Origin of the sequence: Rhizobium brockwellii, assembly GCF_000769405.2 — a bacterium.
Taxonomy (GTDB): domain Bacteria; phylum Pseudomonadota; class Alphaproteobacteria; order Rhizobiales; family Rhizobiaceae; genus Rhizobium; species Rhizobium brockwellii.
On record NZ_CP053440.1, the window covers coordinates 842,820 to 863,169 of the forward strand.

General features: G+C 61.1%; 19 protein-coding genes and 1 pseudogene. 9 read left to right on the forward strand and 11 right to left on the reverse strand.

Annotation, left to right across the window (positions count from 1 at the left end; translation table 11 throughout):
• Window position 1 precedes the first annotated feature (1 nt).
• Window positions 2-838, reverse strand: a complete 837-nt coding sequence (locus RLCC275e_RS27570; protein ID WP_003562853.1) for a carbohydrate ABC transporter permease — start codon at window positions 836-838, stop codon at window positions 2-4.
• The gene (locus tag RLCC275e_RS27575; protein WP_033183329.1) at window positions 835-1,821 is read right to left on the reverse strand and encodes a carbohydrate ABC transporter permease; all 987 of its coding nucleotides are present in this window, start codon (window positions 1,819-1,821) and stop codon (window positions 835-837) included. The genes RLCC275e_RS27570 and RLCC275e_RS27575 overlap by 4 nt, the downstream gene beginning before the upstream one ends.
• A 131-nt stretch (window positions 1,822-1,952) precedes the next feature.
• On the opposite strand from RLCC275e_RS27575, the gene RLCC275e_RS27580 reads away from it, so the two are divergent.
• Window positions 1,953-3,749 carry a heparinase II/III domain-containing protein gene (locus tag RLCC275e_RS27580; protein ID WP_033183328.1) on the forward strand — a complete coding sequence of 599 codons (1,797 nt, stop codon included), beginning with the start codon at window positions 1,953-1,955 and terminating at the stop codon, window positions 3,747-3,749.
• A 123-nt stretch (window positions 3,750-3,872) separates the two neighbouring features.
• Window positions 3,873-4,700, forward strand: coding sequence for a carbohydrate-binding protein (locus tag RLCC275e_RS27585; RefSeq protein WP_033183327.1), 828 nt, complete (start codon window positions 3,873-3,875; stop codon window positions 4,698-4,700).
• On the opposite strand, the gene RLCC275e_RS27590 is transcribed toward RLCC275e_RS27585, so the two are convergent.
• Both RLCC275e_RS27590 and RLCC275e_RS27595 read right to left on the reverse strand, forming a co-directional pair.
• Window positions 4,695-5,705: a GlxA family transcriptional regulator gene (locus RLCC275e_RS27590; protein ID WP_033183326.1), complete on the reverse strand. Its 1,011-nt coding sequence runs from the start codon at window positions 5,703-5,705 to the stop codon at window positions 4,695-4,697. The two genes, RLCC275e_RS27585 and RLCC275e_RS27590, sit on opposite strands and share 6 nt — an antisense overlap.
• Window positions 5,702-6,280 (reverse strand): isochorismatase family protein, encoded by a 579-nt coding sequence (locus tag RLCC275e_RS27595; protein ID WP_171816969.1) that lies wholly within the window; start codon window positions 6,278-6,280, stop codon window positions 5,702-5,704. Before RLCC275e_RS27595 ends, RLCC275e_RS27590 begins: the two co-directional genes overlap by 4 nt.
• 157 nt (window positions 6,281-6,437) lie before the next feature.
• On the opposite strand from RLCC275e_RS27595, the gene RLCC275e_RS27600 reads away from it, so the two are divergent.
• Window positions 6,438-7,106, forward strand: coding sequence for a response regulator (locus RLCC275e_RS27600; protein ID WP_033183324.1), 669 nt, complete (start codon window positions 6,438-6,440; stop codon window positions 7,104-7,106).
• A complete protein-coding gene (locus tag RLCC275e_RS27605; RefSeq protein ID WP_033183323.1) occupies window positions 7,096-8,496 on the forward strand; it encodes a sensor histidine kinase in 1,401 nt (466 codons plus the stop codon). The genes RLCC275e_RS27600 and RLCC275e_RS27605 overlap by 11 nt, the downstream gene beginning before the upstream one ends.
• Window positions 8,497-8,707: 211 nt before the next feature.
• Here RLCC275e_RS27605 and RLCC275e_RS27610 read toward each other — a convergent pair whose 3' ends face one another.
• The 4 genes from RLCC275e_RS27610 to RLCC275e_RS27625 form a co-directional block, all read right to left on the reverse strand.
• Window positions 8,708-9,589, reverse strand: coding sequence for an ABC transporter permease (locus tag RLCC275e_RS27610; RefSeq protein WP_033183322.1), 882 nt, complete (start codon window positions 9,587-9,589; stop codon window positions 8,708-8,710).
• A gap of 11 nt (window positions 9,590-9,600) precedes the next feature.
• Window positions 9,601-10,419, reverse strand: coding sequence for an ABC transporter ATP-binding protein (locus RLCC275e_RS27615; RefSeq protein ID WP_003562834.1), 819 nt, complete (start codon window positions 10,417-10,419; stop codon window positions 9,601-9,603).
• 95 nt (window positions 10,420-10,514) lie between these two features.
• The gene (locus RLCC275e_RS27620; protein ID WP_003562832.1) at window positions 10,515-11,528 is read right to left on the reverse strand and encodes an ABC transporter substrate-binding protein; all 1,014 of its coding nucleotides are present in this window, start codon (window positions 11,526-11,528) and stop codon (window positions 10,515-10,517) included.
• Window positions 11,529-11,905: 377 nt separating this feature from the next.
• Complete coding sequence (locus RLCC275e_RS27625) at window positions 11,906-12,709, reverse strand: FadR/GntR family transcriptional regulator (protein ID WP_317278720.1); 804 nt, start codon at window positions 12,707-12,709, stop codon at window positions 11,906-11,908.
• Between the two features lie 124 nt (window positions 12,710-12,833).
• On the opposite strand from RLCC275e_RS27625, the gene RLCC275e_RS27630 reads away from it, so the two are divergent.
• The 3 genes and pseudogenes from RLCC275e_RS27630 to RLCC275e_RS27640 all read left to right on the forward strand — a co-directional run bounded on the left by RLCC275e_RS27630 (window position 12,834) and on the right by RLCC275e_RS27640 (window position 14,119).
• Complete coding sequence (locus RLCC275e_RS27630; protein WP_003562828.1) at window positions 12,834-13,010, forward strand: hypothetical protein; 177 nt, start codon at window positions 12,834-12,836, stop codon at window positions 13,008-13,010.
• A 73-nt stretch (window positions 13,011-13,083) separates the two neighbouring features.
• Window positions 13,084-13,245, forward strand: a pseudogene (locus RLCC275e_RS27635) (sugar ABC transporter permease); the annotation flags it as partial.
• Window positions 13,235-14,119, forward strand: a complete 885-nt coding sequence (locus tag RLCC275e_RS27640) for a carbohydrate ABC transporter permease (RefSeq protein ID WP_033183321.1) — start codon at window positions 13,235-13,237, stop codon at window positions 14,117-14,119. The pseudogene RLCC275e_RS27635 and the gene RLCC275e_RS27640, both read left to right, overlap by 11 nt.
• A 3-nt stretch (window positions 14,120-14,122) precedes the next feature.
• Here the strand turns inward: RLCC275e_RS27640 and RLCC275e_RS27645 are convergent, their stop codons facing one another.
• Window positions 14,123-14,335 carry a hypothetical protein gene (locus RLCC275e_RS27645; RefSeq protein ID WP_245483529.1) on the reverse strand — a complete coding sequence of 71 codons (213 nt, stop codon included), beginning with the start codon at window positions 14,333-14,335 and terminating at the stop codon, window positions 14,123-14,125.
• On the opposite strand from RLCC275e_RS27645, the gene RLCC275e_RS27650 reads away from it, so the two are divergent.
• Together RLCC275e_RS27650 and RLCC275e_RS27655 are read left to right on the forward strand one after the other, a co-directional pair.
• Window positions 14,322-15,251, forward strand: a complete 930-nt coding sequence (locus RLCC275e_RS27650) for a substrate-binding domain-containing protein (protein WP_033183320.1) — start codon at window positions 14,322-14,324, stop codon at window positions 15,249-15,251. The two genes, RLCC275e_RS27645 and RLCC275e_RS27650, sit on opposite strands and share 14 nt — an antisense overlap.
• Window positions 15,252-15,267: 16 nt before the next feature.
• Entirely contained in the window at window positions 15,268-17,412 is a 2,145-nt protein-coding gene (locus RLCC275e_RS27655) for a methyl-accepting chemotaxis protein (protein WP_033183501.1), read from the forward strand.
• A 72-nt stretch (window positions 17,413-17,484) separates the two neighbouring features.
• On the opposite strand, the gene RLCC275e_RS27660 is transcribed toward RLCC275e_RS27655, so the two are convergent.
• Together RLCC275e_RS27660 and RLCC275e_RS27665 are read right to left on the reverse strand one after the other, a co-directional pair.
• The gene (locus RLCC275e_RS27660) at window positions 17,485-18,747 is read right to left on the reverse strand and encodes a DUF3422 domain-containing protein (protein WP_033183319.1); all 1,263 of its coding nucleotides are present in this window, start codon (window positions 18,745-18,747) and stop codon (window positions 17,485-17,487) included.
• 318 nt (window positions 18,748-19,065) lie between these two features.
• The gene (locus RLCC275e_RS27665; RefSeq protein WP_003562809.1) at window positions 19,066-20,349 is read right to left on the reverse strand and encodes an ABC transporter substrate-binding protein; all 1,284 of its coding nucleotides are present in this window, start codon (window positions 20,347-20,349) and stop codon (window positions 19,066-19,068) included.
• Window position 20,350: the final 1 nt, after the last annotated feature.

Sequence of the window (20,350 nt, forward strand, 5' to 3'; positions counted from 1 at the left end):
TTTAACCCTTCAGTCCCGTCGAGGCGATGCCCTCGACGAAGAACCGCTGGAGAGAGAGGAAAACGACGAGAACCGGAATGAGGGCGACGACGGAGGCCGCCATGATCAGCCCGTATTCGGCCGAATATTGCGAGATGAACATGCGCAGGCCGATCTGCACGGTCTTCAGCTCGGTCTTGGTCAGGTAGATCATCGGCCCGAGAAAATCGTTCCAGGTGGTGACGAAGGTGAAGATCGTCAGCGTCGAGAGCGCGGGCTTCGACAGCGGCAGCATGATGCGCGCCCAGATCTGATACTCGTTCATACCGTCGATGCGGGCCGCCTCGCAGAGTTCGGTCGGGATCGACATGTAGAACTGCCGCATCAGGAAGACGCCGAAGGCGGTGAAAGCCTGCAGGCAGATCAGCGCCAGATGGGTGTTGTTGAGGCCGAATTCGCGCATCAGCAGGAATTGCGGCACCATATAGACCTGCCAGGGCATGGCGATGGTGGCGATGTAGCCGAGGAACAGGGTGTTCTTGTAGGGGAAATTCAGCTTGGCGAAGGCGTAGGCCGCAAAGCTGGAGGTCAAAAGCTGCAGCAGCGTGACGATGATGGTCAGCTTCGACGTGTTGTAGATGAACAGCGCGAGCGGGATCTTCGTCCAGATATCGACGTAGTTATGCCATTGCGGCTCGGACGGTATCCACTCGATCGGGAAGGCGAAGACGTCGCGGCTGAGCTTCAGCGATGCCGAAAGCATCCAGGCAAACGGCATCAGCATGATCAGCGTGACGGCGATGACGATGGCGTAGATCGCGACCGATCTGACGGTCACCTTGCGTCCTGCGATCCTCATTCACCATCCTCCCTCTGGCGCCGGAACTGGAAGACCGTGACGGCGAGCACGAGGAAGAACAGAACGAGCGCAACCATGCTCGAATAGCCAAGATCCCAGGAAATGAAGGCCTCGTTGTAGATGTGGTAGACGAGGACGAGCGTCGAGGTGCCAGGCCCACCCTGGGTGATCATGTAGATCTGGTCGAACACCTTGAAGGACTGGATCGTCAGCATGACGGTGACGAAGAAGGTTGTCGGCCCGAGCTGCGGGACGGTGACATGGATGAACTTCTGCCAGGAATTGGCGCCATCGAGATCGGCGGCCTCATAGAGTTCCGAATTGATGCCCTGCAGACCGGCCAGATAGATGACCATGTAGTAGCCCATGTTCTTCCAGATGCCGAAGAGGATCACCGTCACCATCGCCCAGTGGCGATCGGCCGCCCATCCCGGCATGTTCTTGGGATCGAGGCCGAGCGTGTAGAGGATCATGTTCACCGGTCCCATTTCGGGATTGAAGATCATGTTCCAGACGACCGCGACGGCCACCAGCGAGGCGACATAGGGGAAGAACATCGCCGTGCGGAAGAAATCGCGCCCCGCGATCTTCTGGTTAAGAAGAACGGCGAGGCCGAGCGCGCATATCAGCGTCGCCGGCACGGAAGCGACCGTATAGATGACCGTGTTCCAGAACGCCGCGATAAAGGCCTTGTCGTCGAAGAGCCGCCAGAAATTGTCGAGGCCGGCGAAGGTGATCGCATTCGAGCCGTCCCAATGCATGAAGGCGAGCACAAAGGCGAACAGGATCGGGCCGAGCGTGAAGACGGCAAAGCCGATGAAGTTCGGCGCGATGAAGGAATAGGCGACGAGCGCGCTGCGTATCCTGCGCTGGCGCTTGGACAGGACCGCGACCTTCCGACCGGAGGTTGCCAGAGCGCCATCCGTCGCGATGACCGAATTCGATAGGGACACCGATGCCTCCTCTTCCTCCCGCAACGACATAGCACATATCCGGTATTGGTCAAACAAGTTCTGAATAGGTCATACGAATTCTATGGAAAGCGAAAAATACATATGATAGGTGAGCATGCAGACCAAACGGCCATCGATGCTTTTCCGGTACGGGGAGAGACATGTTCAGCGAGATTTCAGCAAAGCTGCCGGATGTGCTGGGCGATTTCACGCCCGGGGCGGTCTGCTCCGATCGCGCCGGATGGAGCGCTGTGCCGCAAGCGGTACGGGATCTGGTCATGCGCGAGGCCGAAGAGACGCTTGCGCGCGCCTGGCCGCTGATAACGGCGTCGGATTACCGGGAGTTCACCGCAACGGGCAACCGCGCGCGCTTCGAGGAGCTTTATTTCACGCGGCGGCGGATGCTCAACAATCTGGTGCTCGGCGAACTCATCGAAGGCGGCGCACGCTTCCTGCCGAAGATCGTCGACGGCATCTTCCTGATAGCGGAGGAAAGCGGCTGGCAGCTTCCAGCGCATAACGCCTATGAACGAAGCGGCGCGCGGCTGCGGCTTCCCGACAATTCGCAGCCTGTCGTCGATCTCTTCGCCGCCGAAACGGCGGCGCTGCTTGCCACCATAGTCGCATTGCTTGGCGACGAGCTCGACGGCATCAGCCCCGAGATTTCGGCGCGCATAGAGCGCGAGATCGAAACCCGCATCCTTTCGCCCTATCTCGGCCGGCATTTCTGGTGGATGGGCCGCGGTGAGGAGCGGATGAACAACTGGACGGCATGGATAAGCCAGAACGTCCTGTTGACGGTCTTCTCCCTGAACACCGATCAGCCCACGCGTCACGCCGTCGTTAGAAAGGCGCTCGGCAGCCTCGACGCCTTCCTGAAGGATTATGCCGAGGACGGGGCCTGCGAGGAGGGTGTGCTCTACTACCGCCACGCCGCGCTCTGCTTGCATGGCGCCTTGACCATCCTGAATGCCGTGGCACCGGGCCTATTCGCCGGGGTCTGGCAGCAACCGAAGATCCGCAACATGGCCGAATATATCGCTCATATGCATGTGGCCGGCCGCTACTATTTCAACTTCGCGGATTCTTCCGCTGTGGTCGAACCCTGTGGCGCGCGGGAATACCTGTTCGGACGTGCGATCGGCTCTGAGATGCTGGCTGAGTTCGCTGCATCCGACAGGGCCGCTTCCGACAATCCCCACCTGTCCAGGGAATGGAACCTGTGGTATCGCGTGCAGGAACTGCTGGTCGGCCCGACGCCTCTCGCTGCCGCCCCGCCGCATCCTGCATCCCAGCGCGATATCTTCTATCCTGGCATCGGACTGTTCATCGCCCGCGACGAGCAGTTTTCGCTTGCCGTCAAGGGCGGCAACAATGGCGAGGGCCACAATCACAACGATGTCGGGAGCGTGACGCTCTACAAGAGCGGACGTCCGTTCCTGATCGATGTCGGCGTCGAGACCTATACTGCAAAGACCTTTTCGGCCCGGCGCTACGAGATATGGACGATGCAGTCGGCTTTCCACAACCTGCCGACATTCGCAGGCATCATGCAGTCGGCCGGCGAAGCCTATGGCGCCCGCGATGTCGAGGTCGAGTTCGATGAGGAGCACGCGCGCATATCGCTCGATATATCAAGCGCCTATCCCCCCGAAGCGCAGCTGCACAGCTACCGCCGCGTCGTTTCCCTGTTGCGCGGGCGCGATGTCGAGATCGTCGACACCTATGACGGGGGCAAGCCGGCGGTCCTGTCGCTGATGACATGCCTGGCGCCGACCGTCAGCCCGGACAGGATCGATCTCGCCGATCTGGGCAGCATTTTCGTCGAGGGCGCCGGTGAGATCGAAATCGACGAAATCGGCGTGGACGACGCCCGGCTGAGATCGGCCTGGCCCGAGAAAATCTACCGGCTGCACGTGCCGTTCGCCGGCAGGCTCCTGAGATTGCGGATCGTCTAGAACAGGATGATTTAGGCCGGGTCGGCCTAAAATCTGAATCCTGTTCTAAATTAAACAGTTAGAGCAGGATGTCGTCCGAAAATCGCTCACACTTTTCGGCATCATTCTCTGGGGAGGACGAGCATGGAATTGACGCTGAAGATCGTGGATGCCGATGGAGCAGTGTTGGCAAGTTCCACAGGCTGGGACGAGACGTTCCTGGTCTATCGCCAGAGCTATCGCGAAGGCGATCGCGTGGTCGTGGAGGTCTCCGGGCCCGGGCATGTTTTTCTCTCCCTTGATGGCGCGATTCAACCCGGCCTGGTCTATATGAAGGAATGCGTCTATTCACTCGCCGTGCCCTTCGGCGACAAACGCAAGCCCTATTCGCCGAATGCCTTCAGGGGCGATATCCACCGACTTTCAGCGCGAAGCACGCGTCCTGACGAGATTGTCCATCGGCGCAATCTCGCCCTGAACCCCTGGGACGATCACGCCAATCGGGCTCTGTTTCCGCATGCGCGCGCCAATGTCGAGACCCGCGGCGAAGCGGTCTTTGCCGCGCGCAACGCGATTGACGGCGAAAAGGCCAACGATGATCACGGCTTCTGGCCCTATACGAGCTGGGGCATCAATCGCGATCCGCAAGCAGCACTGACGGTGGAATTCGGCAGGCCGGTCAGGATCGACGAGATCGTTTTCTATCTCCGGGCCGACTTTCCGCATGATTCCTGGTGGGAGCAGGCCAGCGTCACCTTCTCGAACGGCAAGACCTCCTGCTTTCCGCTGGCAAAATCGGGTGCCGCGCAGGGCTTTGCCATAGAACCCTGCATCGTCGAATGGGTGGAACTGCACGGTCTGATCAAGGCCGAAGACGCCTCGCCCTATCCGGCGCTGACCCAGATCGAAATCTGGGGAACCGAGGTACAGGAAGCCGGCCTCAAGCCGTCCGCCCTTGCTCTTGCGCTATGAGCCTGTAGATAGCCTCGACCGCGCCGCACTCGGCGGGCCGTCATTCAGACGGTTCCAGGCGCGGCGGAGCTGCCGCGCCGAGCCGAAGCCGGCGCGCATCGCGACAGCCTCCATGTCCAGCCGTGAACCGGCGAGCATCTCGCGGGCAAGAGCCACGCGCATACGGTTGACGAAATCCGTCACGCTCATGCCCGTCTGCTCGTTGAACAGCCGTGAAAGGTTGCGCGGGCTGGCGCCGCTGAGGCGGGCGAGCGACGCCACCGACCAGTCCTCAGACGGGTTGGCGGCCACGGCATCCTGTGCGCGGTGAATGACCGGGTGGATATGGTTGCGACCTTCGAGCCAGGGCGAAAGCTGCGGATCCGAGCCGCCGCGCCTGAGATAGACGACAAGATATCGCGCCACCGCAAGCGCACACGCGTGCCCCGCCGCTTCGGCAACGATATGCAGCATGAGGTCTATGCCGGCAGTGATGCCGGCACTCGTGAGGCGATCTCCATCCTCGACATAGAGCCGGTTGTTCCGGACGCGCGCGGTGGGAGCGAGCCTCGCCAGATCCTCTATGCAGCCGTGATGGGTGGTGCAATCGCGGCCATCGAGCATGCCTGCCTCGGCAGCGAGCAATGCGCCCGAGCAGATCGAGACCAGACGAACTCCCGGGCGAATGGCGTGCTTCAGCCATGCGACGATGGCAGCCTGGTCGGCGCGCTCCTGTTCGTTCCCCGGGCGGCTGTTTTTCATCGGGGCATCGGCGCTGCCGGCAATGATGACAAGTGCGGTATCGGGCAGGCGCTCCGGCAATGCGGCAACGCCCGTAACGGCAAGACCGATCGAGCTGCCGACCGTCACGGATGGACCGATATAGGTGACGGTAAAGCGCACCGTGCGCTGTTCGAGATTCGCCTTGCGCAGCACTTCGATCGGGCCGGCGACGTCAAGCAGCAGCACGCGCGGCGGCACGACGACGAAGACCGGAATATCGAAGGGCTGAGCGGCGTCCGTCATGCGGCGAGCGACTTTCCACGCCCCGCCAGGGCCTGGTCGACGGTCGCGATCCGAGCAAAGCGGCCCGACAGGACCAGTTCGGTCCGGTCCCGGATTTCCTTGGCCCTCCAGGTGCGCCCTGTGGCGTCGGTCATCGGGAAAGTCAGCGTCGCTTCGCCGACATAGTCGACTTGATAGCCGAGATCGGAGGCATGGCGGGTTGTGGTCTCGCAGCACTGTTCGGTGCGGATGCCGGAGACGAGGATACGACGGACGCCGTTCTCGGTCAGCCACACGTCGAGACCGGAACCGACCAGGGCGCTATGGCGCCTCTTCCTGAATGTCGCCTTGGGGGCGATCCTGAGCGGGGCGAGTGTGCTGACGAACCCGGATGCTTCCGAAAACGGCCCGTTTTCATCGACATGGAAGATTTGGATGACGGGTATTCCATCGGCTTCCGCACCGTCGATCAGAGCCTGCTGACGATCGATATAGGCGGAAGCGAAGTTTTCATCCCAGTAATCGCGGTGTCTGAAAGACTCCTGGGCGTCGATAACGAGAAGGACAGTATCATGGCCGGACATTTTTTGCTCCATCCAGGTTGATCATGAGGTCATATTCGGCAATTTGAAGACAGAGGAAAATGCGCGCGCCGGACAAATAACGGACAATTCGCGCCATGGATGCCAGGCGTAAGCGGAGGAAATCGGGTCACGCTTCCGCCAGACCGTCCGCACATGCTAAGGAGGTCGGATGAGACTGCTTGTGGTGGAGGACAACAAGGATCTGGCGGCCTGGCTGGGCAAAGCCCTGCGACAGGCGCAGTATGCTATCGACATTGCTCACGACGGCGAGGACGCTGAGCATTTGCTCAAGGTGGCTGAGTATTCGGCGATGATCTTGGACCTGGCGCTGCCCAAACTTGACGGATTGACGCTTTTGAAGCGATTGCGGCAGTCCGGGAGCAAGCTGCCGGTCATCATCTTGACCGCCAATGCCAGCCTGGACGGCCGTGTTGCAGGGCTTGACAGCGGTGCCGACGACTATCTCGCCAAACCCTTCGAAATCGCCGAACTCGAAGCGAGAATCCGTGCAGTGATCCGCCGTGGCCAGGACCGGGCATCGTCGGAAATCACCGTCGGCAACCTGCGCTTCTCCGGTGGGACGCGGCAGTTTTTCGTCGCAGGCGAGCCGCTGCAACTGACGCCGCGCGAATATGCGGTTCTTGAACAGCTCGTCATGAAGCTTGGCTACACCGTCTCGAAGGCCGCCCTTTCTGAAAGCGTGTTCGGGTTCGACGACGAAGCGGATCCGAGCGCCATCGAAATCTACGTCCACAGGCTGCGAAAGAAGCTCGAGAGCAGTTCGGTTCAAATCGCCACATTGCGCGGACTTGGTTATCTCCTCAGACATGTCCAGTAGCCTCGTCACCAAGGTGGGCGCGACGATCGCGCGGCTCAGCCAGAGCCTGAGGGTGCAGTTGCTCTGCTGGGTGCTGCTGACCCTGTTCGGCGCGATCGGCTTCAATCTCTACGACAGCTTCTGGACGGCGGACGCAACAGCAAAGCTGGTGACGGATCGAACACTTCTGGCATCGGCGCGTGTTATTGCCGAAGCCGTCCGCGTCGACGAGGGCGGCAATGTTCAGGTGGACGTGCCGCCTTCAGCGCTGGAGATGTTTGACACGGGCTTCGGCGACCGGGTGTCCTATCAGGTCATCACCGCATGGGGCAGTCTGGTCAGCGGCTTTCCCGACCTGCCGTTGCCGGCCGTCCATCTGACCGGTGAGGATCGCGCGTTCCACGGTGCCGATGTGCGCGTCCTGATGCTCGATCATCCTGTCGTCGGCCTTCCCGATGACGGCGCGATCTCCGTGACCGTCGCCGTTACGCATAACAGCCAGTATGCGATGCGAAGGCAGTTGTGGCTCTCAGACTTTTCGAAGCAGTTCGTGCTCGTCTTCGTCGCAAGCCTGGTGACCATCCTTGGCCTTCAGCGGGGTCTGGCCCCTGCTCTGAGACTGCGGGGCGCCCTGCGCCAGCGCGGGCGCAACCGTCTCGATCCGCTGCCGCCGGAGATGGTGCAGAGCGAGTTGCAGCCGCTCGTTCACGCCCTGAACGACTACATGGAGCGTGTCCAGAACCAGATGGCCGCGCAGCGACGATTCGTATCGAATGCTGCGCACCAATTGCGAACACCGCTGGCGCTGATTTCGACGCAGGCGAGCGTGGCGTCCCGCGAAGCCGATGCGGCCCGCCGCGACGAGGCGCTTTTCGCCCTTCGCAGCAGCACGAAGCAGATTTCGCGTCTGGCCAGCCAGCTCCTCACCTTGTCGCGGGCCGAGCCGGGAAGCCGGCGCCCGCGCAGCGATGCGACCGACCTTACGAAGGCTGCCCGCGAGATCCTGGAAGCGCTTGCCGAAGAGGCGCTGAGGCGCAACATCGACGTCGGCTTGGAGGCGGTCCGCCCGGTCATTGTCGACGGCGACGCGACGATGTTGCGCGAGATGTTGGTCAACCTCATAGACAATGCGCTCCGCTATACCCGCCCGAATGGACGTGTGACCGTCGCTGTCGAGCAGGCGGACGGCAACGCCGTGGTAACCGTCGAGGACAACTGGCCGGGTATTCCGAGCGGGGAGCGCGAGCAGGTTTTCGAACGATTCTACCGGGTCATGGGGACCGAAGGCGAGGGGAGCGGTCTAGGGCTTGCGATCGTTCGGGAAGTCGTCGAAGGCGCCGGAGGTTCGGTCTCGCTCGATGATGCGGAAGGTGGTGGGCTTATCGTGACCGTGCGGCTGCCGCTCATGTGAACCCGAATCCAAAGCAACGCACATTTCAAGATTGACTGCATCAAATGAAGAAGGCCGGGAATGTGCCCGGCCTTCTGTTCGATCTGCCTTACAGCGCCGCGCGTCTTTTCAGACGCGCAAAGGACGCTGTAACACTTTGAATCGCTGCATAATTTTATCCTGAAATCGATTCCGATTTAAGGAACTATGCAGTAGGAGGAGGTCGATTTGATCACTGGGTATCGAGGTGCTGCTGCGGGCGCCATTTTGCCAGGCGGTTCTCGATCAATGTCATGATGTATTCGGCAAAAAGCGTGACGACCATGACGAGGAGGATTGCCGCGAACATGCCGGCGGCATCGAACGTACCCTTGGCGATCGAGATGAGCTGGCCGATGCCGAAGCGGGCGCCGACGAATTCGCCCACGATTGCGCCGATGATCGCGAAACCGAAGGACACGTGCAGACTGGCGAAGATCCAGCTCATTGCCGACGGGATGACCACCGTGCGGGTGACCTGCCAATCCGAGGCGCCGAGAATGCGGGCATTGGCGATCATATTGCGGTCGGCCTCGCGCACTCCCTGGAAGGCGTTTGCAAAGACCACGAAGAACACCATGATGAAGGCGAGAGCAACCTTGGAGGGCAGACCGAGACCCATGATCATGATGAAGATGGGGGCGAGAACGACGCGCGGTATCGAGTTGATCGCCTTGATATAGACGGAGAAAATGTCCGACAGGAAGCGGTTGCGGCCAAGACCAATGCCGACGAAGACGCCGGTGATCGAACCCGCGAAGAAGCCGATCAAGGCCTCCTCCATCGTCACCCATAGATTATACCAGAGCGAACCCTCCGTGGTGCCTTCGGTTGCCCATTCGTAGAGGCGCTGAATGACGCCGCTTGGGCTCGAATAGAAGAACGGATCGATCCATTGCATGTTGGAAGACAGCTCCCACATGCCGATCACGAAGACCAGGATGGCGATCTGCCAGAAGCGCACCAGCGTCTTGCGCCGGCGCATTGCCTTCAGCGCCGACGCCTCGATTTCCGTGTCCGACGTGCCCGGCCGAAACATGGTGGCCGAACCGGCCTCAAGTGTGGTGTGTGCCATGATATCCTCCCTCAGGCCGCTTCGCTCGCGCGGCGGTAGCTGGTCTCCACTTCCTCGCGGAGGTCCTCCCAGATCGTCTTGCAGTAGTCGATGAAGCTCTGCTCGTAGCGGATTTCCGACACGACGCGCGGGCGGGGGAGATCGATCGTGTAGACCGACTTTACCGTCGCGGGACCGGCGGTCAGGACATAGACCTTGTCGGCAAGGGCGACAGCCTCTTCGAGGTCGTGGGTCACGAACACCACCGAGGCCTTGCGTTCCGCCCACAGTTTCAAGAGCTCTTCATGCATGACGGTGCGGGTCTGGACGTCGAGGGCCGAGAAAGGCTCGTCCATCAGCAGGATTTCCGGCTCGTTGATGAAGGTCTGGGCCAGGGAGACGCGCTTGCGCATGCCGCCAGAAAGCTGGTGGGGGTAATGATGGAGAAATTTCGAAAGGCCGACGCGGGCCAGCCAGTCGCGCGCGCTCTTTTCCGCCTCAGTGCGCGACTTGCCGCGAAACAGCGGACCGGCCATGACGTTGTCGATCACGTTCTTCCAGGGAAAGAGTGCGTCGGTCTGGAATACGAAGCCGACACGCCGGTCAATGCCGGTGATCGGACCGCCCATCAGCCGGACTTCACCGGCACTCGGGCGTGCGAGACCCGTCACAAGGTTGAGCGTCGTCGATTTGCCGCATCCGGTAGGGCCGACGACGGCAACGAACTCTCCGCGGGCGACCGTCATGTTGAAATCGCGCAAGGCCGTAAGGGACTTGCCGGTGGGTGAGACGAAGCGGCGGCTGACGTTGATCAGCTCGATCGCCGGGATCTGGTTCTTGTCATGTTGCATGATGATACCTGAGGCGTGCTTTGGGCGCGTGCACGCAATGCCCATGGATCGATCGGGAGGTCGCTTCCGGTTGGGACCGGAAGCGACACGACGCCTTACTTGACGTTCTTGACGAATTCCGTCGTGTAGGTCTTGGAAAGGTCGATCTGCTTACCTTTGACGTTCTTGGAGAACTCCGAGAGCACGGCAAGCACGGTCTTCGGACCGTCTTCCGGCATGACGCCATCCGGTGTGAACATGCCCTTGCCGTCGTCGAGAGCCTTGATGTAGCCGTCCTTGTCGCCGACGTAGAAGTCCTTCGGCATCTTGTCCGCGATCTCGGCGGCGGAATGCGTGTTGATGTAGCGCAGCGTCTTGACGAAGGCGTTGGCGAGCTTCTGTGCCTCTTCCTTGTGCGCGTCGACCCAGGAGGCTTCCATGTAGAGCGAGGCGGCCGGATAGGTGCCACCGAGCGCCTGGCGGGTCGACTCGACCGTGCGCATATCGACAAGCACGCTTGCCTCGCCGGTCTTGATCATGCGCGAGATCGTCGGCTCGGTCGTCATGCCGGCCTGGATCTGATCCTGTTGCATGGCCGCGATGAAGGTGCCGCCGGCGCCGACTGGAACCGTCACGACGTCACCGGGCTTCAGGCCAGCCTTCGAGGCCATGAAGAGGGTCAGGAAGTTGGTGGACGAGCCGAGACCGGTGACGCCGAGGGTCTTACCTTTGAAGTCGGCCGGAGATTTGATGTCAGGATGTTTGCTCGAAACCATCTCGACTTCGCCCGGCGCCTGGCTGAACTGGACGATGGATTCGACGAATTTGCCTTTGGCCTGCAGGTCCACACAGTGGTCGTAGAAGCCGACCACGCCCTGGACGGCGCCGGCCAGAAGCTGGTTTTCGGCATCGACGCCGGCAGCTTCGTTCAGCAGCTCGACGTCGAGACCCTCGTCCTTGAAGTATCCGAGCGATTCGGCAAGCTTGGCGGGCAGATAGATCTGCTTCTCATAACCGCCGACCATGATGGTGATCTTATCGGCCGCATGTGCGGCGCTGGTAGTGAAAGATGCTGCGGCGAGAAGCGTCGAAAAAGCGACGGTGTGAAAAAGGCTGCGTGAAGAACGCATTGAAATCTCCTCCTGTGGTTGGCTGGCATCGTCGTCTCGCCACCTTGACCGTGTCTCCTCCACGATGCCGCCCTTTCCTATGACGTCGAAGCTTTCAACTAGCTTTCAGTCGCGGATGGGCAGGCAGCCCGTCTCATCCCGCTCATGCACCACCCGTCGCAGAGCGCGGGAGCAATGAGCGCACCTGCATTTCTTAAGCCGGATGCGCTGTCCCTTCCACACACATATGCCGCAGACATATCTTTTCTTTCCGAGCGCATCGCCAGCGTTCAGCCTTTTCGGTAGCCGCTCCAACAAGAAAATCGTGAGACGATATGTCCGCGGCCGTCATGGTCATCTGATGATCGGCTGGAACGTGTGAGCTCTTGGATCGGATGTCAGCTCGTAAAGCTTCGCAGATCTCTCAGCAGGTTGCGGTACCTGGCCTGGCTGCCGACCAGATGCTCGCGCATGGCGTTGCGGGCGGCCTGATCGTCCCTGTCCGAGATGGCGACGACGATCGCCTCGTGCTCTCTGTGGATCAGCTTTCGGTAGGCGGTCTGTTCGGCTGTCCTCGATTCCGGGACGAGCCTCGACTGCGGGATGATCGCCGAACCCTGGGACTCCAGGAACTGCCTGAACAGCGGATTGTTCGTGGCTTCCGCGATCGCGGCATGGAGATCGAGATCCGCATCGCGAATGGATTGATCACTCTCGATGCATTGAAGGATTTTCCGGTGGCATTCGAATATCGCCTCCTCCTGTGCTGGCGAGCGGCGCAGGGCCGCGAGGCCTGCCGCTTCGATTTCGACAGGTGTTCTGATCTCGAGTACTTCAAGATCGGAGGCGACGCGGGCCTTGTCGACTTTCCGCGCGGAGAGAGCCGGATCGGCGCCGAGTACGAAAATCCCGGCCCCCTGGCGCACCTCGACAAGGCCGTCGGAGCGAAGTGCGGCCACGGCCTCGCGCACGACGGTGCGGCTGACGCCATGTGTTTCGGTCAACTCGTGTTCACTCGGAAGCTTGTCGCCAACGGAATATTGGCCGCTCAATATGGCTTGTCGGAGACTTTCGCCGACCTGTGTGACCAGCGACCCGGAGCCTTTGCTGCGATCCTTTACCTGCATAGCCTCGTCTGACCCCCGCATCGGCTTTGATCCGAATGCCGCCCAAACCCTCAGCATTCCGACTTCACGATTCATCACACATGTATGACAAATTTCTTCATCGTTCAATGGATGAACGACCGGCCGCTGTTTCTTGATTGATTTTGCATATGACCAGTGTTGGTAGGTATGATCGGGGAACGATGACGGGGAAGCTTCGATGGGGACCGATTTGCCGGCCACACATGTTCCGCTGCCGCCTGCGCAGAAACAGCGCCGGCGTTTGACGCTAGAGGCGCTCGCCGAAGTGGACGAGGGAAATGCCGTCGATCACCAGTCGGTCCAGGCTTGGGCCGATAGCCTCGACGGCGACAGGCCGGTCTCGTTGCCTCGGTGATGAAGTTCAGGCAAGCACTCACAGCCGCCTGGTCGACTCCCCGCGTACGAATCTCGGCGTCAGGATGAAATCCTCAGGCGGTGCCACGCTTGGCTTTGCCATCTACCAGAAGGGCTTCACCAATTTCCAGATGGGCTATGCCTCGGCTCTCGCCTGGGTGATGTTCGTCATGATCATGGCGCTCACCATCCTGCAGTTCCACATGCAGCGCAAATGGGTGCATTATGACGACTGATCCGACTTCACGGCATCCGCATTCCGTGTCCCAGCATCGTCACCGCATATTGCGGCGCGTCGGCACCTTCGTCAGCTACACGGCACTTTCGCTGATCGCGCTGCTTTTTCTCTTCCCCTTCTTCTGGATGGTGTCGAACGCGGTGCGCTCCAATGCCGAGGTGATGGCTGTGCCGGTCCGCATCTTCCCTGAGGAGTATCATTGGGGAACATTCGTCGAAGCCCTGGTTTCCCTGCCGTTCGGAACCTTCCTGTTGAATTCCTTCGTGGTCGCCTGCGGCGTTACGGCGATCGTGATTGCAGTATCCTGCCTTTCTGCCTACGCCTTCGCCCGCCTGAGGTTTCCCGGCCGGGAGGGGCTGCTGCTTACCTATCTCAGCACGCTGATGATCCCGCAGGTGATGCTGGTCATCCCGCTCTTCGTCATCGTCAGCAAGCTCGGCTGGATCAACACCTATCACGGCATGATCCTGCCGGTCGCCTTCAGCTCCTTCGGCACGTTTCTGCTGCGGCAGTTCATCCTCGGAATCCCTAAGGATCTCGACGAGGCGGCGATGATGGACGGGGCTTCACGCCTGCGTATCCTGGTCATGATCATCGTTCCGCTTGCCATGCCGGCCATCGGCCTCTTGTCGCTGTTCACCTTCATCGCGCAGTGGAAGAGCTTCCTCTGGCCGCTGATCGCCACCAGCGGCGTCGAAATGGCCACGCTGCCGCTCGGGCTGACCCTGTTCCAGACACAGCAGGGCACCGCGTGGAATTACATCATGGCTGGTGCGACGATCTCCATGGTGCCCGGCGTCATCCTGGCCATCGTGCTGCAGAGGGTGATCTACAAGGGTATCACCGTCAGCTCCGGCTTTGGTGGGCGCTAATCTTCATAAGAACAAAGACTTGAAGCGCATCGCATCAAGTTTGCTGTGATGCGCTTCAAGCCCGGTCGATCGCCACCGAAGAAGGCGCGCCTGCCGCCGCAAGATCATACCCTCGCGCTTAACTTTTGCTTCCGGAAGAAAAGTAAAATTTAACCAAAATTTGAAATAACCGTTTTCATATCCGAATTGTGCAGGGGAATTCATGAAAACGGCCACGCTTGCATCCATCGCCCTGGCGATATCGATCTCTGCTGCCCATGCCCAGACGATCGGGGTTTCGATGTCCGGTCTCGACAAATTCAGAACAGCACTTCTGAACGGCGTTGTCTCGCATGGGCAGACGATATCCGGCCTCAAACTCGTCACCGAGAATGCCAATGGCGACAAGGAGCTCCAGAAGCAGCAGGTGCAGAAGCTCATTGCCGACAAGGTCGACGCGATCATCCTTGCCGTCTCCGATGGCGACCTCGGGCCGCAAATGACCAAGATGGCGGCAGATGCCGGCATTCCGCTGGTCTACATCAACAACGTTCCTTCCAACCTCATGGACCTGCCTGACAATCAGGTGGTGGTCGCCTCCAACGAGAAGGAATCCGGAACACTGGAGACCAAGCAGGTCTGCGCGCTCCTTAAAGGCAAAGGCCGTGTCGCCGTGCTGATGGGGGAACCTTTCCACGCCGCCGCCCGCGCCCGTACCCAGGACATCTCCGACGTCATCGCCACGCCGGATTGCAAGGGTCTTCAGATTGTTGAGCGGCAGGCGGCCTATTGGTCGAGCGATTATGCCGACCAGCAGATGCAGGAATGGCTGTCGGCCGGCGTCAAGTTCGACGCGGTCATCGCCAATAATGACGAGATGGCGCTCGGCGCGATCCGCGCCATGAAGAAGAACAATATCCCGATGAAGGACGTCGTCGTTGCCGGTGTCGACGCGACCGACGACGCGCTCGCCGCGATGGTAGCCGGCGATCTCGATGTCACCATTCTCCAGAGCGCCGTCGGGCAGGGCGCTGCCGCTGTCGATGCCGCCGTCAAGCTGATCCGCAAAGAGAAGGTGCCGCGCGAAAACAACGTTCCCTTCGAACTCGTCACACCTGAGAACATTGCCACCTATCTGCCGAAGAGCCAGTGAGCATAAGAGGACTATGATGTTGCATTTCTGGAATAAATTCGGCATTCGCGCGCAGATCACCTCCGGCTTCGTGCCGCTGATCCTGTTGATGAGCCTGCTCACGGTCAGCGCGATCTCGGGCATGAACGGGCTCGCCTCCATCTTCGCGTCCTATCGCGCCACGGCTGGTCAAAGTCTCGCCATCTCGGACTACAGCGACCAGTTGAACGAGATACAGATGTCGGCGGAAGCCTTCCGCTCCACGCCGACGCAGGATGTCGTCGATCGCTTCCGCGCCGGCGTGAAAGCGTTCGACGCCGACGACCCGCGTTTTGCCGGCGACAAGGATCTGCAGTCCGGCCTTGCGGCGATCCGCCAGGACATTGCCGCCTACGGCAAGGCTTTCGAGCAGATCGTCTCCCTTCAGGCCAGGCGTGACGCCTTGATTTCCAAGGTCACCGAATTCGGGCCCTGGACCAGCATTGCGCTCAACGATGTCGTCCGCAGCGCCTGGCGCCAGAATGATGTGGCCCTGCTGCAGATGACAGCGGCGACGCTGGAGGCTTTGAACCGCAGCCTCTATTTCTCCGAGCGCTTCGTGCATTCCAACGATTTTGCGGCCTATGACACCGCGCAGGCGGCACTGGCCGAAGCGGTCACGCTCAACGAAGCCGCCGCCAAGGCCGCGAAGAACGAGTTGCAGAAGAAGCGCCTGATGGGCGCCGGCCAGCTCATGCAGAACTACACCGCCCGTCTCGGCGACATGAAGGACGTTTTGCAGGCCTCAGGCAATATCCGCCAGACGCAGCTCAGCGTGCTCGCACCGAAAATATCAGGCGGCTTCAAGGACCTGCAGGCCACCGTCACGGGCGCGCAGAAGACCCTTGATGGTTCGGTAGACGCAACGGTTGCCTCTGCGACCAGCACGACGCTTGTCATCAGCGGGCTGCTGATTGTCATCGGCCTCGTGCTTTCCTACTTCGTCGGCCGGCTGATTTCCTCGGCAGTGCGTAACATGGCGCAGTCGATGGAGCAGCTTGCCCGCGGCGAGGAAAGAATCGTGATCACGGGCGTCGAGCACCGCCACGAACTGGGGGCCATGGCGCGTTCGCTGAAGGTTTTCCAGGAAACGGGGCGCGCCAAGCTGATTGCGGAAGCCAATGCCGAACGCGCCCGCCTGGCGGCCGAAGAAGAGCGGCTGCGCCAGGAGGCCGAGCGGCTCAGCGACGGGCAGGTGATGGAGCATGCCTTCCGCCAGATCTCTGTCGGGCTGGACGCACTCTCGAAGGGCGACCTCACTGTCCGCGTCGGCGAAGTCGACCATCGCTATGTCAGGATCCGGGATCATTTCAACAATTCGGTTGCGAGCCTCGAAGAGGCTGTTGACGCCGTCATTCGCGCGGTCGGCACCATCCGCTCCGGCCTTGCGGAAATCTCCACCGCCTCCAACGATCTCGCCCGCCGCACCGAGCAGCAGGCAGCCTCGCTGGAGGAGACCGTCGCGGCGCTGGGTGAGGTGACCCGCGGCGTCAATGGAACGGCGGAGGGCGCAAGCCGCGCCCAGGGTGTTGTGGCAACCGCCCGCACCAATGCCGAAAAGGGCGGCGAGATCGTTGCCCGCGCCATCGATGCGATGACGGAAATTCAAAATTCATCGTCCAAGATCGGCAACATCATCAGCGTCATCGACGAGATTGCCTTCCAGACCAACCTGCTGGCGCTGAATGCCGGCGTGGAAGCGGCGCGCGCCGGCGAGGCAGGCAAGGGCTTTGCCGTCGTCGCCCAGGAAGTCCGCGAACTCGCCCAGCGCTCCGCCAACGCGGCAAGGGAGATCAAGCAGCTGATCTCAACCTCCTCGGCGCAGGTCAAGACCGGCGTCCAGTTGGTGGGTGAATCCGGCCTCTCGCTCGAACAGATCGTCGAGCAGGTCACCGCCATGAATGCGACCGTGGCCGAGATCGCCGTTGCCGCCCGCGAGCAGGCGACGAGCCTGCGCGAGGTCTCGGCTGCCGGCGACCAGATGGACAGGGTGACGCAGCAGAACGCCGCGATGGTCGAAGAGACCACGGCGGCCGCCCAGAGCCTGACACATGAAACCGAAAGCCTCGCCGAGCTGCTGCGGCGGTTCAGGACGGGCAGCGGCCGGGCGTCGGAGCATCGCCACTACGCAATGGCATCCTGACGTTCTGCCGATACAGGCAAGCAAACGCCGCCGCCTCGAAAGGGCGGCGGTGAGCGAATGTCTGGCGTCGCTTCAGTGGCTTCCGGATGCTGGACCGGCGGAGTGGCCGGCAATGCTCTTGCGAACGTGACGAACTGCTGTCCAGACGGCAAAGAGCACGAGCGGGATGGCGCCGAGAACGGCGAGCTTCGCCACGTGGGGATCGACACCCAGTTCGGAAATACTTTCGAGGCAGATCTTCGCCAGGCCGACGGTGTAATAGGTGATGGCGATGACGGAGAAGCCTTCGACCGCCTGCTGGATATGCACCTGGATGCGCGCCCGTTCTTCCATCGACGTCAGCAGCGACGCGTTCTGATCTTCGAGCTGAACCTGCACGGTGGTTCTAAGGAGATCTCCGGCGAGACTCACGCGTTCGGCCAGTTCATCGAGGCGGCGTTCGGCGGCTTCGACCGAGCGGACGGCTGGTTGAAACCGCCGATCGATAAAGGTGCCGAGCCTCTGGCGCTGTTCGACGCGTTCCTCGCGAAGCTCCGACACTCTGCTCGCGACAATTTCGGCATAGGCTTTCGTCGCGCCGAAGCGGTGGCGGGCGAGCGCCGAGAAGTTGAGAACGTCCGATGAGAGCCTTGTCACCTCGGAAAGCAGTGCCTTGTCGACCTTGATCGCACTCTGCATATGCGCGATCAGCAGGTCGAGGCGCCGATCGAAGACGGAGAGCTTCGAGACCGTCTCGCGCGCCATCGGCAACGCCAGCAGCGCCATCATCCGGTATGTCTCGATCTCCAGGAAACGCCTGACCATGCGGCCGGTGCGATAGGCATTGAGGTTGCGGTTGAAGAACAGAAATTCGACGAAACCGCTGTCGGTCAGCCGGAAGTTCGAATGCACTTCCGCATCGCCGCCGCCGACCTGAGAGGCGACATAGTCGAGCCTCGGTTTTTCCGGACGCTGCCCGTCCTTCTCGTCCCGCACCAGCACCCGAACGGCCGCGATGATCTCCCCGTCGATCTGGCGGCAGCAGGCCTGAAAGGCTTCCGGCGGATTGCTGCCGGGTTCGGCCGACGCGGGAACGACGAAGGTCAGGGTGAGGAACTCGGTATGCGCCTCCCACTTCAGCCGGCCGTCGCCGATGCGGCCGATGCCGTGGTTGCCCTCGCGGGTCGTGGAGACATCCTCCAGTCCCGGCAGGGAATTCGGTATCTGAGGAGGGGCATTTTCTCCGACGATAGCGACGTGCCACACATCCGTGTCGCCATCGAAGTAAAGCGACGGCCGCGCGTGGAGCTCGTTGTGAAGTTCCCTTCGCAGCGGATGCTCAGAGCCCATCGGCATGGAAATGCACCTCTATACGGTAGACAGTCGCTGGGTCGCCTGATGTAACCGGGTTGCCGGCATATGTGAGTTGACCATGGCGCCTGCGAGCCGGCGAAGGCCGACAACGCCTATAGCCTCTCGCGAACCGCATGTCACCATGCCTTCGCCATCGGGTGCGAAGGCCGGCATTCGCCCGACCGTACACCACGGCAGCGGCTCCATGCCATCGACAATTCGAAACTGGTCGAAGTGTCCATGGGAAAAGGAAAAGCCACGGCCCTGTTGCGAGGCCGTGGCTGCGGCATGCGCGCATTGTGCTGGACAACGCGTGACCGGTTACTTGGCGGCGAGCGCCTCGTTGACCTTGTCGACGTCGGCACTCATTGCCTTGAAGGTCTCGTCGAGGGAGAGTTCGCCGACGATCAGCTGGCTCATCCTCTGGACGATGAGCTGATAGATGGCGGAGGATCCCTTGAGACGTTCCAGGTCCCGGGCTGCCTGCGGCACGCTATTGCGGCTTCCGAGGAAGACGGCCATGGCCTCCTTGGCATTCTTGCTCTCGAGCTTGTATTGCGGGTCCTTGATGTCGGCGCCCGTCAGGATGACGTAGTTTTCAGCGATTTCACGCTGGACCTTTTCAGAGCCGAGGAATTCGATGAACGCGGCCACGGCCTCCGGAGACTTGGTGCGCTTGAAGCCAACGATCGCGGTGCCACCCGGCATCGCATAGCAGCCGGCATCGCCGCACGGCGCGCTGATCGCCGTCCAGTCGAAGGCGTCGCCGATCTTCTTCTGGAACGGATTGACCATCCAGTTGCCGGCGAGATAGGTCACGACGTTGCCGTTGACGAACTCGTCACCCATGTTCTTGTACTGGGTTCCGCCGGCAGCACCCCACATTTCCTTCGGGAAGGCGCCGTCCTTCGTCCAGCCGTAGAGATCCGTGACATAGCGCTTGGCGGCATCGTCGGGGAAGAAGAACTTGCCGTCCTTGACGTAGTTCGAGCCGTAGGAGAATGCCGCGCCGGAGAAGCGATGGCCCGAGCGATCCATCGTGAAGGGGATCTGAGCGCCGGTCGCCTTGGCGACGCGCGCCGAGGCTTCGACAATGTCCTTCAGCGTAGCGGTGGGCTTCGGAAGCGGTTCGCCGGCCTGTTCGAACAGCGTCTTGTTGACGAAGGGCAGGTTGAAGGTCTGCGACGCGATATAGCCGTTGATCGACTGCGGATCGTTGACGCCGGGGAAACGAAGCGTGTTCAGGCTGTCGCCGTGCAACTTGGCGAAGCCATCCGGGTCCTTCATGTAGGGACGCATGTCGAGGTAGTAGGGGGCAAGCTGCCAGTCGGTGATCTTGGCGATGTCAGGGCCTTCGCCGACCGCAAGCTGCACCGGCAGCTGCTTGGCGACCGCATCATAGCCCGAAGAGACGAAATTGACTTTGACGTCGGGATGCGCCGCCTCGAATTCCTTGCTGAGCGCTTCCATCCGCTCGACGTAAGCCTGGTCGTCGTCGGTGAACAGAAAGGTGATTGTCCTGGTTTCCGCCATGGCCGCGCCGGCCCAGGCGAAAGAAACGGTAGCCAGCGCCAGTGCGAGGGCTCCTGAGAGATAGGTTTTCATT

What these genes read in the sequence shown, in the direction of transcription:
- RLCC275e_RS27570 (WP_003562853.1), bottom strand. Translation starts at nt 838, where the DNA reads ATGAGGATCGCAGGACGCAAGGTGACCGTCAGATCGGTCGCGATCTAC.
- RLCC275e_RS27575 (WP_033183329.1), bottom strand. Translation starts at nt 1,821, where the DNA reads ATGTCGTTGCGGGAGGAAGAGGAGGCATCGGTGTCCCTATCGAATTCG.
- RLCC275e_RS27580 (WP_033183328.1), top strand. Translation starts at nt 1,953, where the DNA reads ATGTTCAGCGAGATTTCAGCAAAGCTGCCGGATGTGCTGGGCGATTTC.
- RLCC275e_RS27585 (WP_033183327.1), top strand. Translation starts at nt 3,873, where the DNA reads ATGGAATTGACGCTGAAGATCGTGGATGCCGATGGAGCAGTGTTGGCA.
- RLCC275e_RS27590 (WP_033183326.1), bottom strand. Translation starts at nt 5,705, where the DNA reads ATGACGGACGCCGCTCAGCCCTTCGATATTCCGGTCTTCGTCGTCGTG.
- RLCC275e_RS27595 (WP_171816969.1), bottom strand. Translation starts at nt 6,280, where the DNA reads ATGGAGCAAAAAATGTCCGGCCATGATACTGTCCTTCTCGTTATCGAC.
- RLCC275e_RS27600 (WP_033183324.1), top strand. Translation starts at nt 6,438, where the DNA reads ATGAGACTGCTTGTGGTGGAGGACAACAAGGATCTGGCGGCCTGGCTG.
- RLCC275e_RS27605 (WP_033183323.1), top strand. Translation starts at nt 7,096, where the DNA reads ATGTCCAGTAGCCTCGTCACCAAGGTGGGCGCGACGATCGCGCGGCTC.
- RLCC275e_RS27610 (WP_033183322.1), bottom strand. Translation starts at nt 9,589, where the DNA reads ATGGCACACACCACACTTGAGGCCGGTTCGGCCACCATGTTTCGGCCG.
- RLCC275e_RS27615 (WP_003562834.1), bottom strand. Translation starts at nt 10,419, where the DNA reads ATGCAACATGACAAGAACCAGATCCCGGCGATCGAGCTGATCAACGTC.
- RLCC275e_RS27620 (WP_003562832.1), bottom strand. Translation starts at nt 11,528, where the DNA reads ATGCGTTCTTCACGCAGCCTTTTTCACACCGTCGCTTTTTCGACGCTT.
- RLCC275e_RS27625 (WP_317278720.1), bottom strand. Translation starts at nt 12,709, where the DNA reads ATGAATCGTGAAGTCGGAATGCTGAGGGTTTGGGCGGCATTCGGATCA.
- RLCC275e_RS27630 (WP_003562828.1), top strand. Translation starts at nt 12,834, where the DNA reads ATGGGGACCGATTTGCCGGCCACACATGTTCCGCTGCCGCCTGCGCAG.
- RLCC275e_RS27640 (WP_033183321.1), top strand. Translation starts at nt 13,235, where the DNA reads ATGACGACTGATCCGACTTCACGGCATCCGCATTCCGTGTCCCAGCAT.
- RLCC275e_RS27650 (WP_033183320.1), top strand. Translation starts at nt 14,322, where the DNA reads ATGAAAACGGCCACGCTTGCATCCATCGCCCTGGCGATATCGATCTCT.
- RLCC275e_RS27655 (WP_033183501.1), top strand. Translation starts at nt 15,268, where the DNA reads ATGTTGCATTTCTGGAATAAATTCGGCATTCGCGCGCAGATCACCTCC.
- RLCC275e_RS27660 (WP_033183319.1), bottom strand. Translation starts at nt 18,747, where the DNA reads ATGCCGATGGGCTCTGAGCATCCGCTGCGAAGGGAACTTCACAACGAG.
- RLCC275e_RS27665 (WP_003562809.1), bottom strand. Translation starts at nt 20,349, where the DNA reads ATGAAAACCTATCTCTCAGGAGCCCTCGCACTGGCGCTGGCTACCGTT.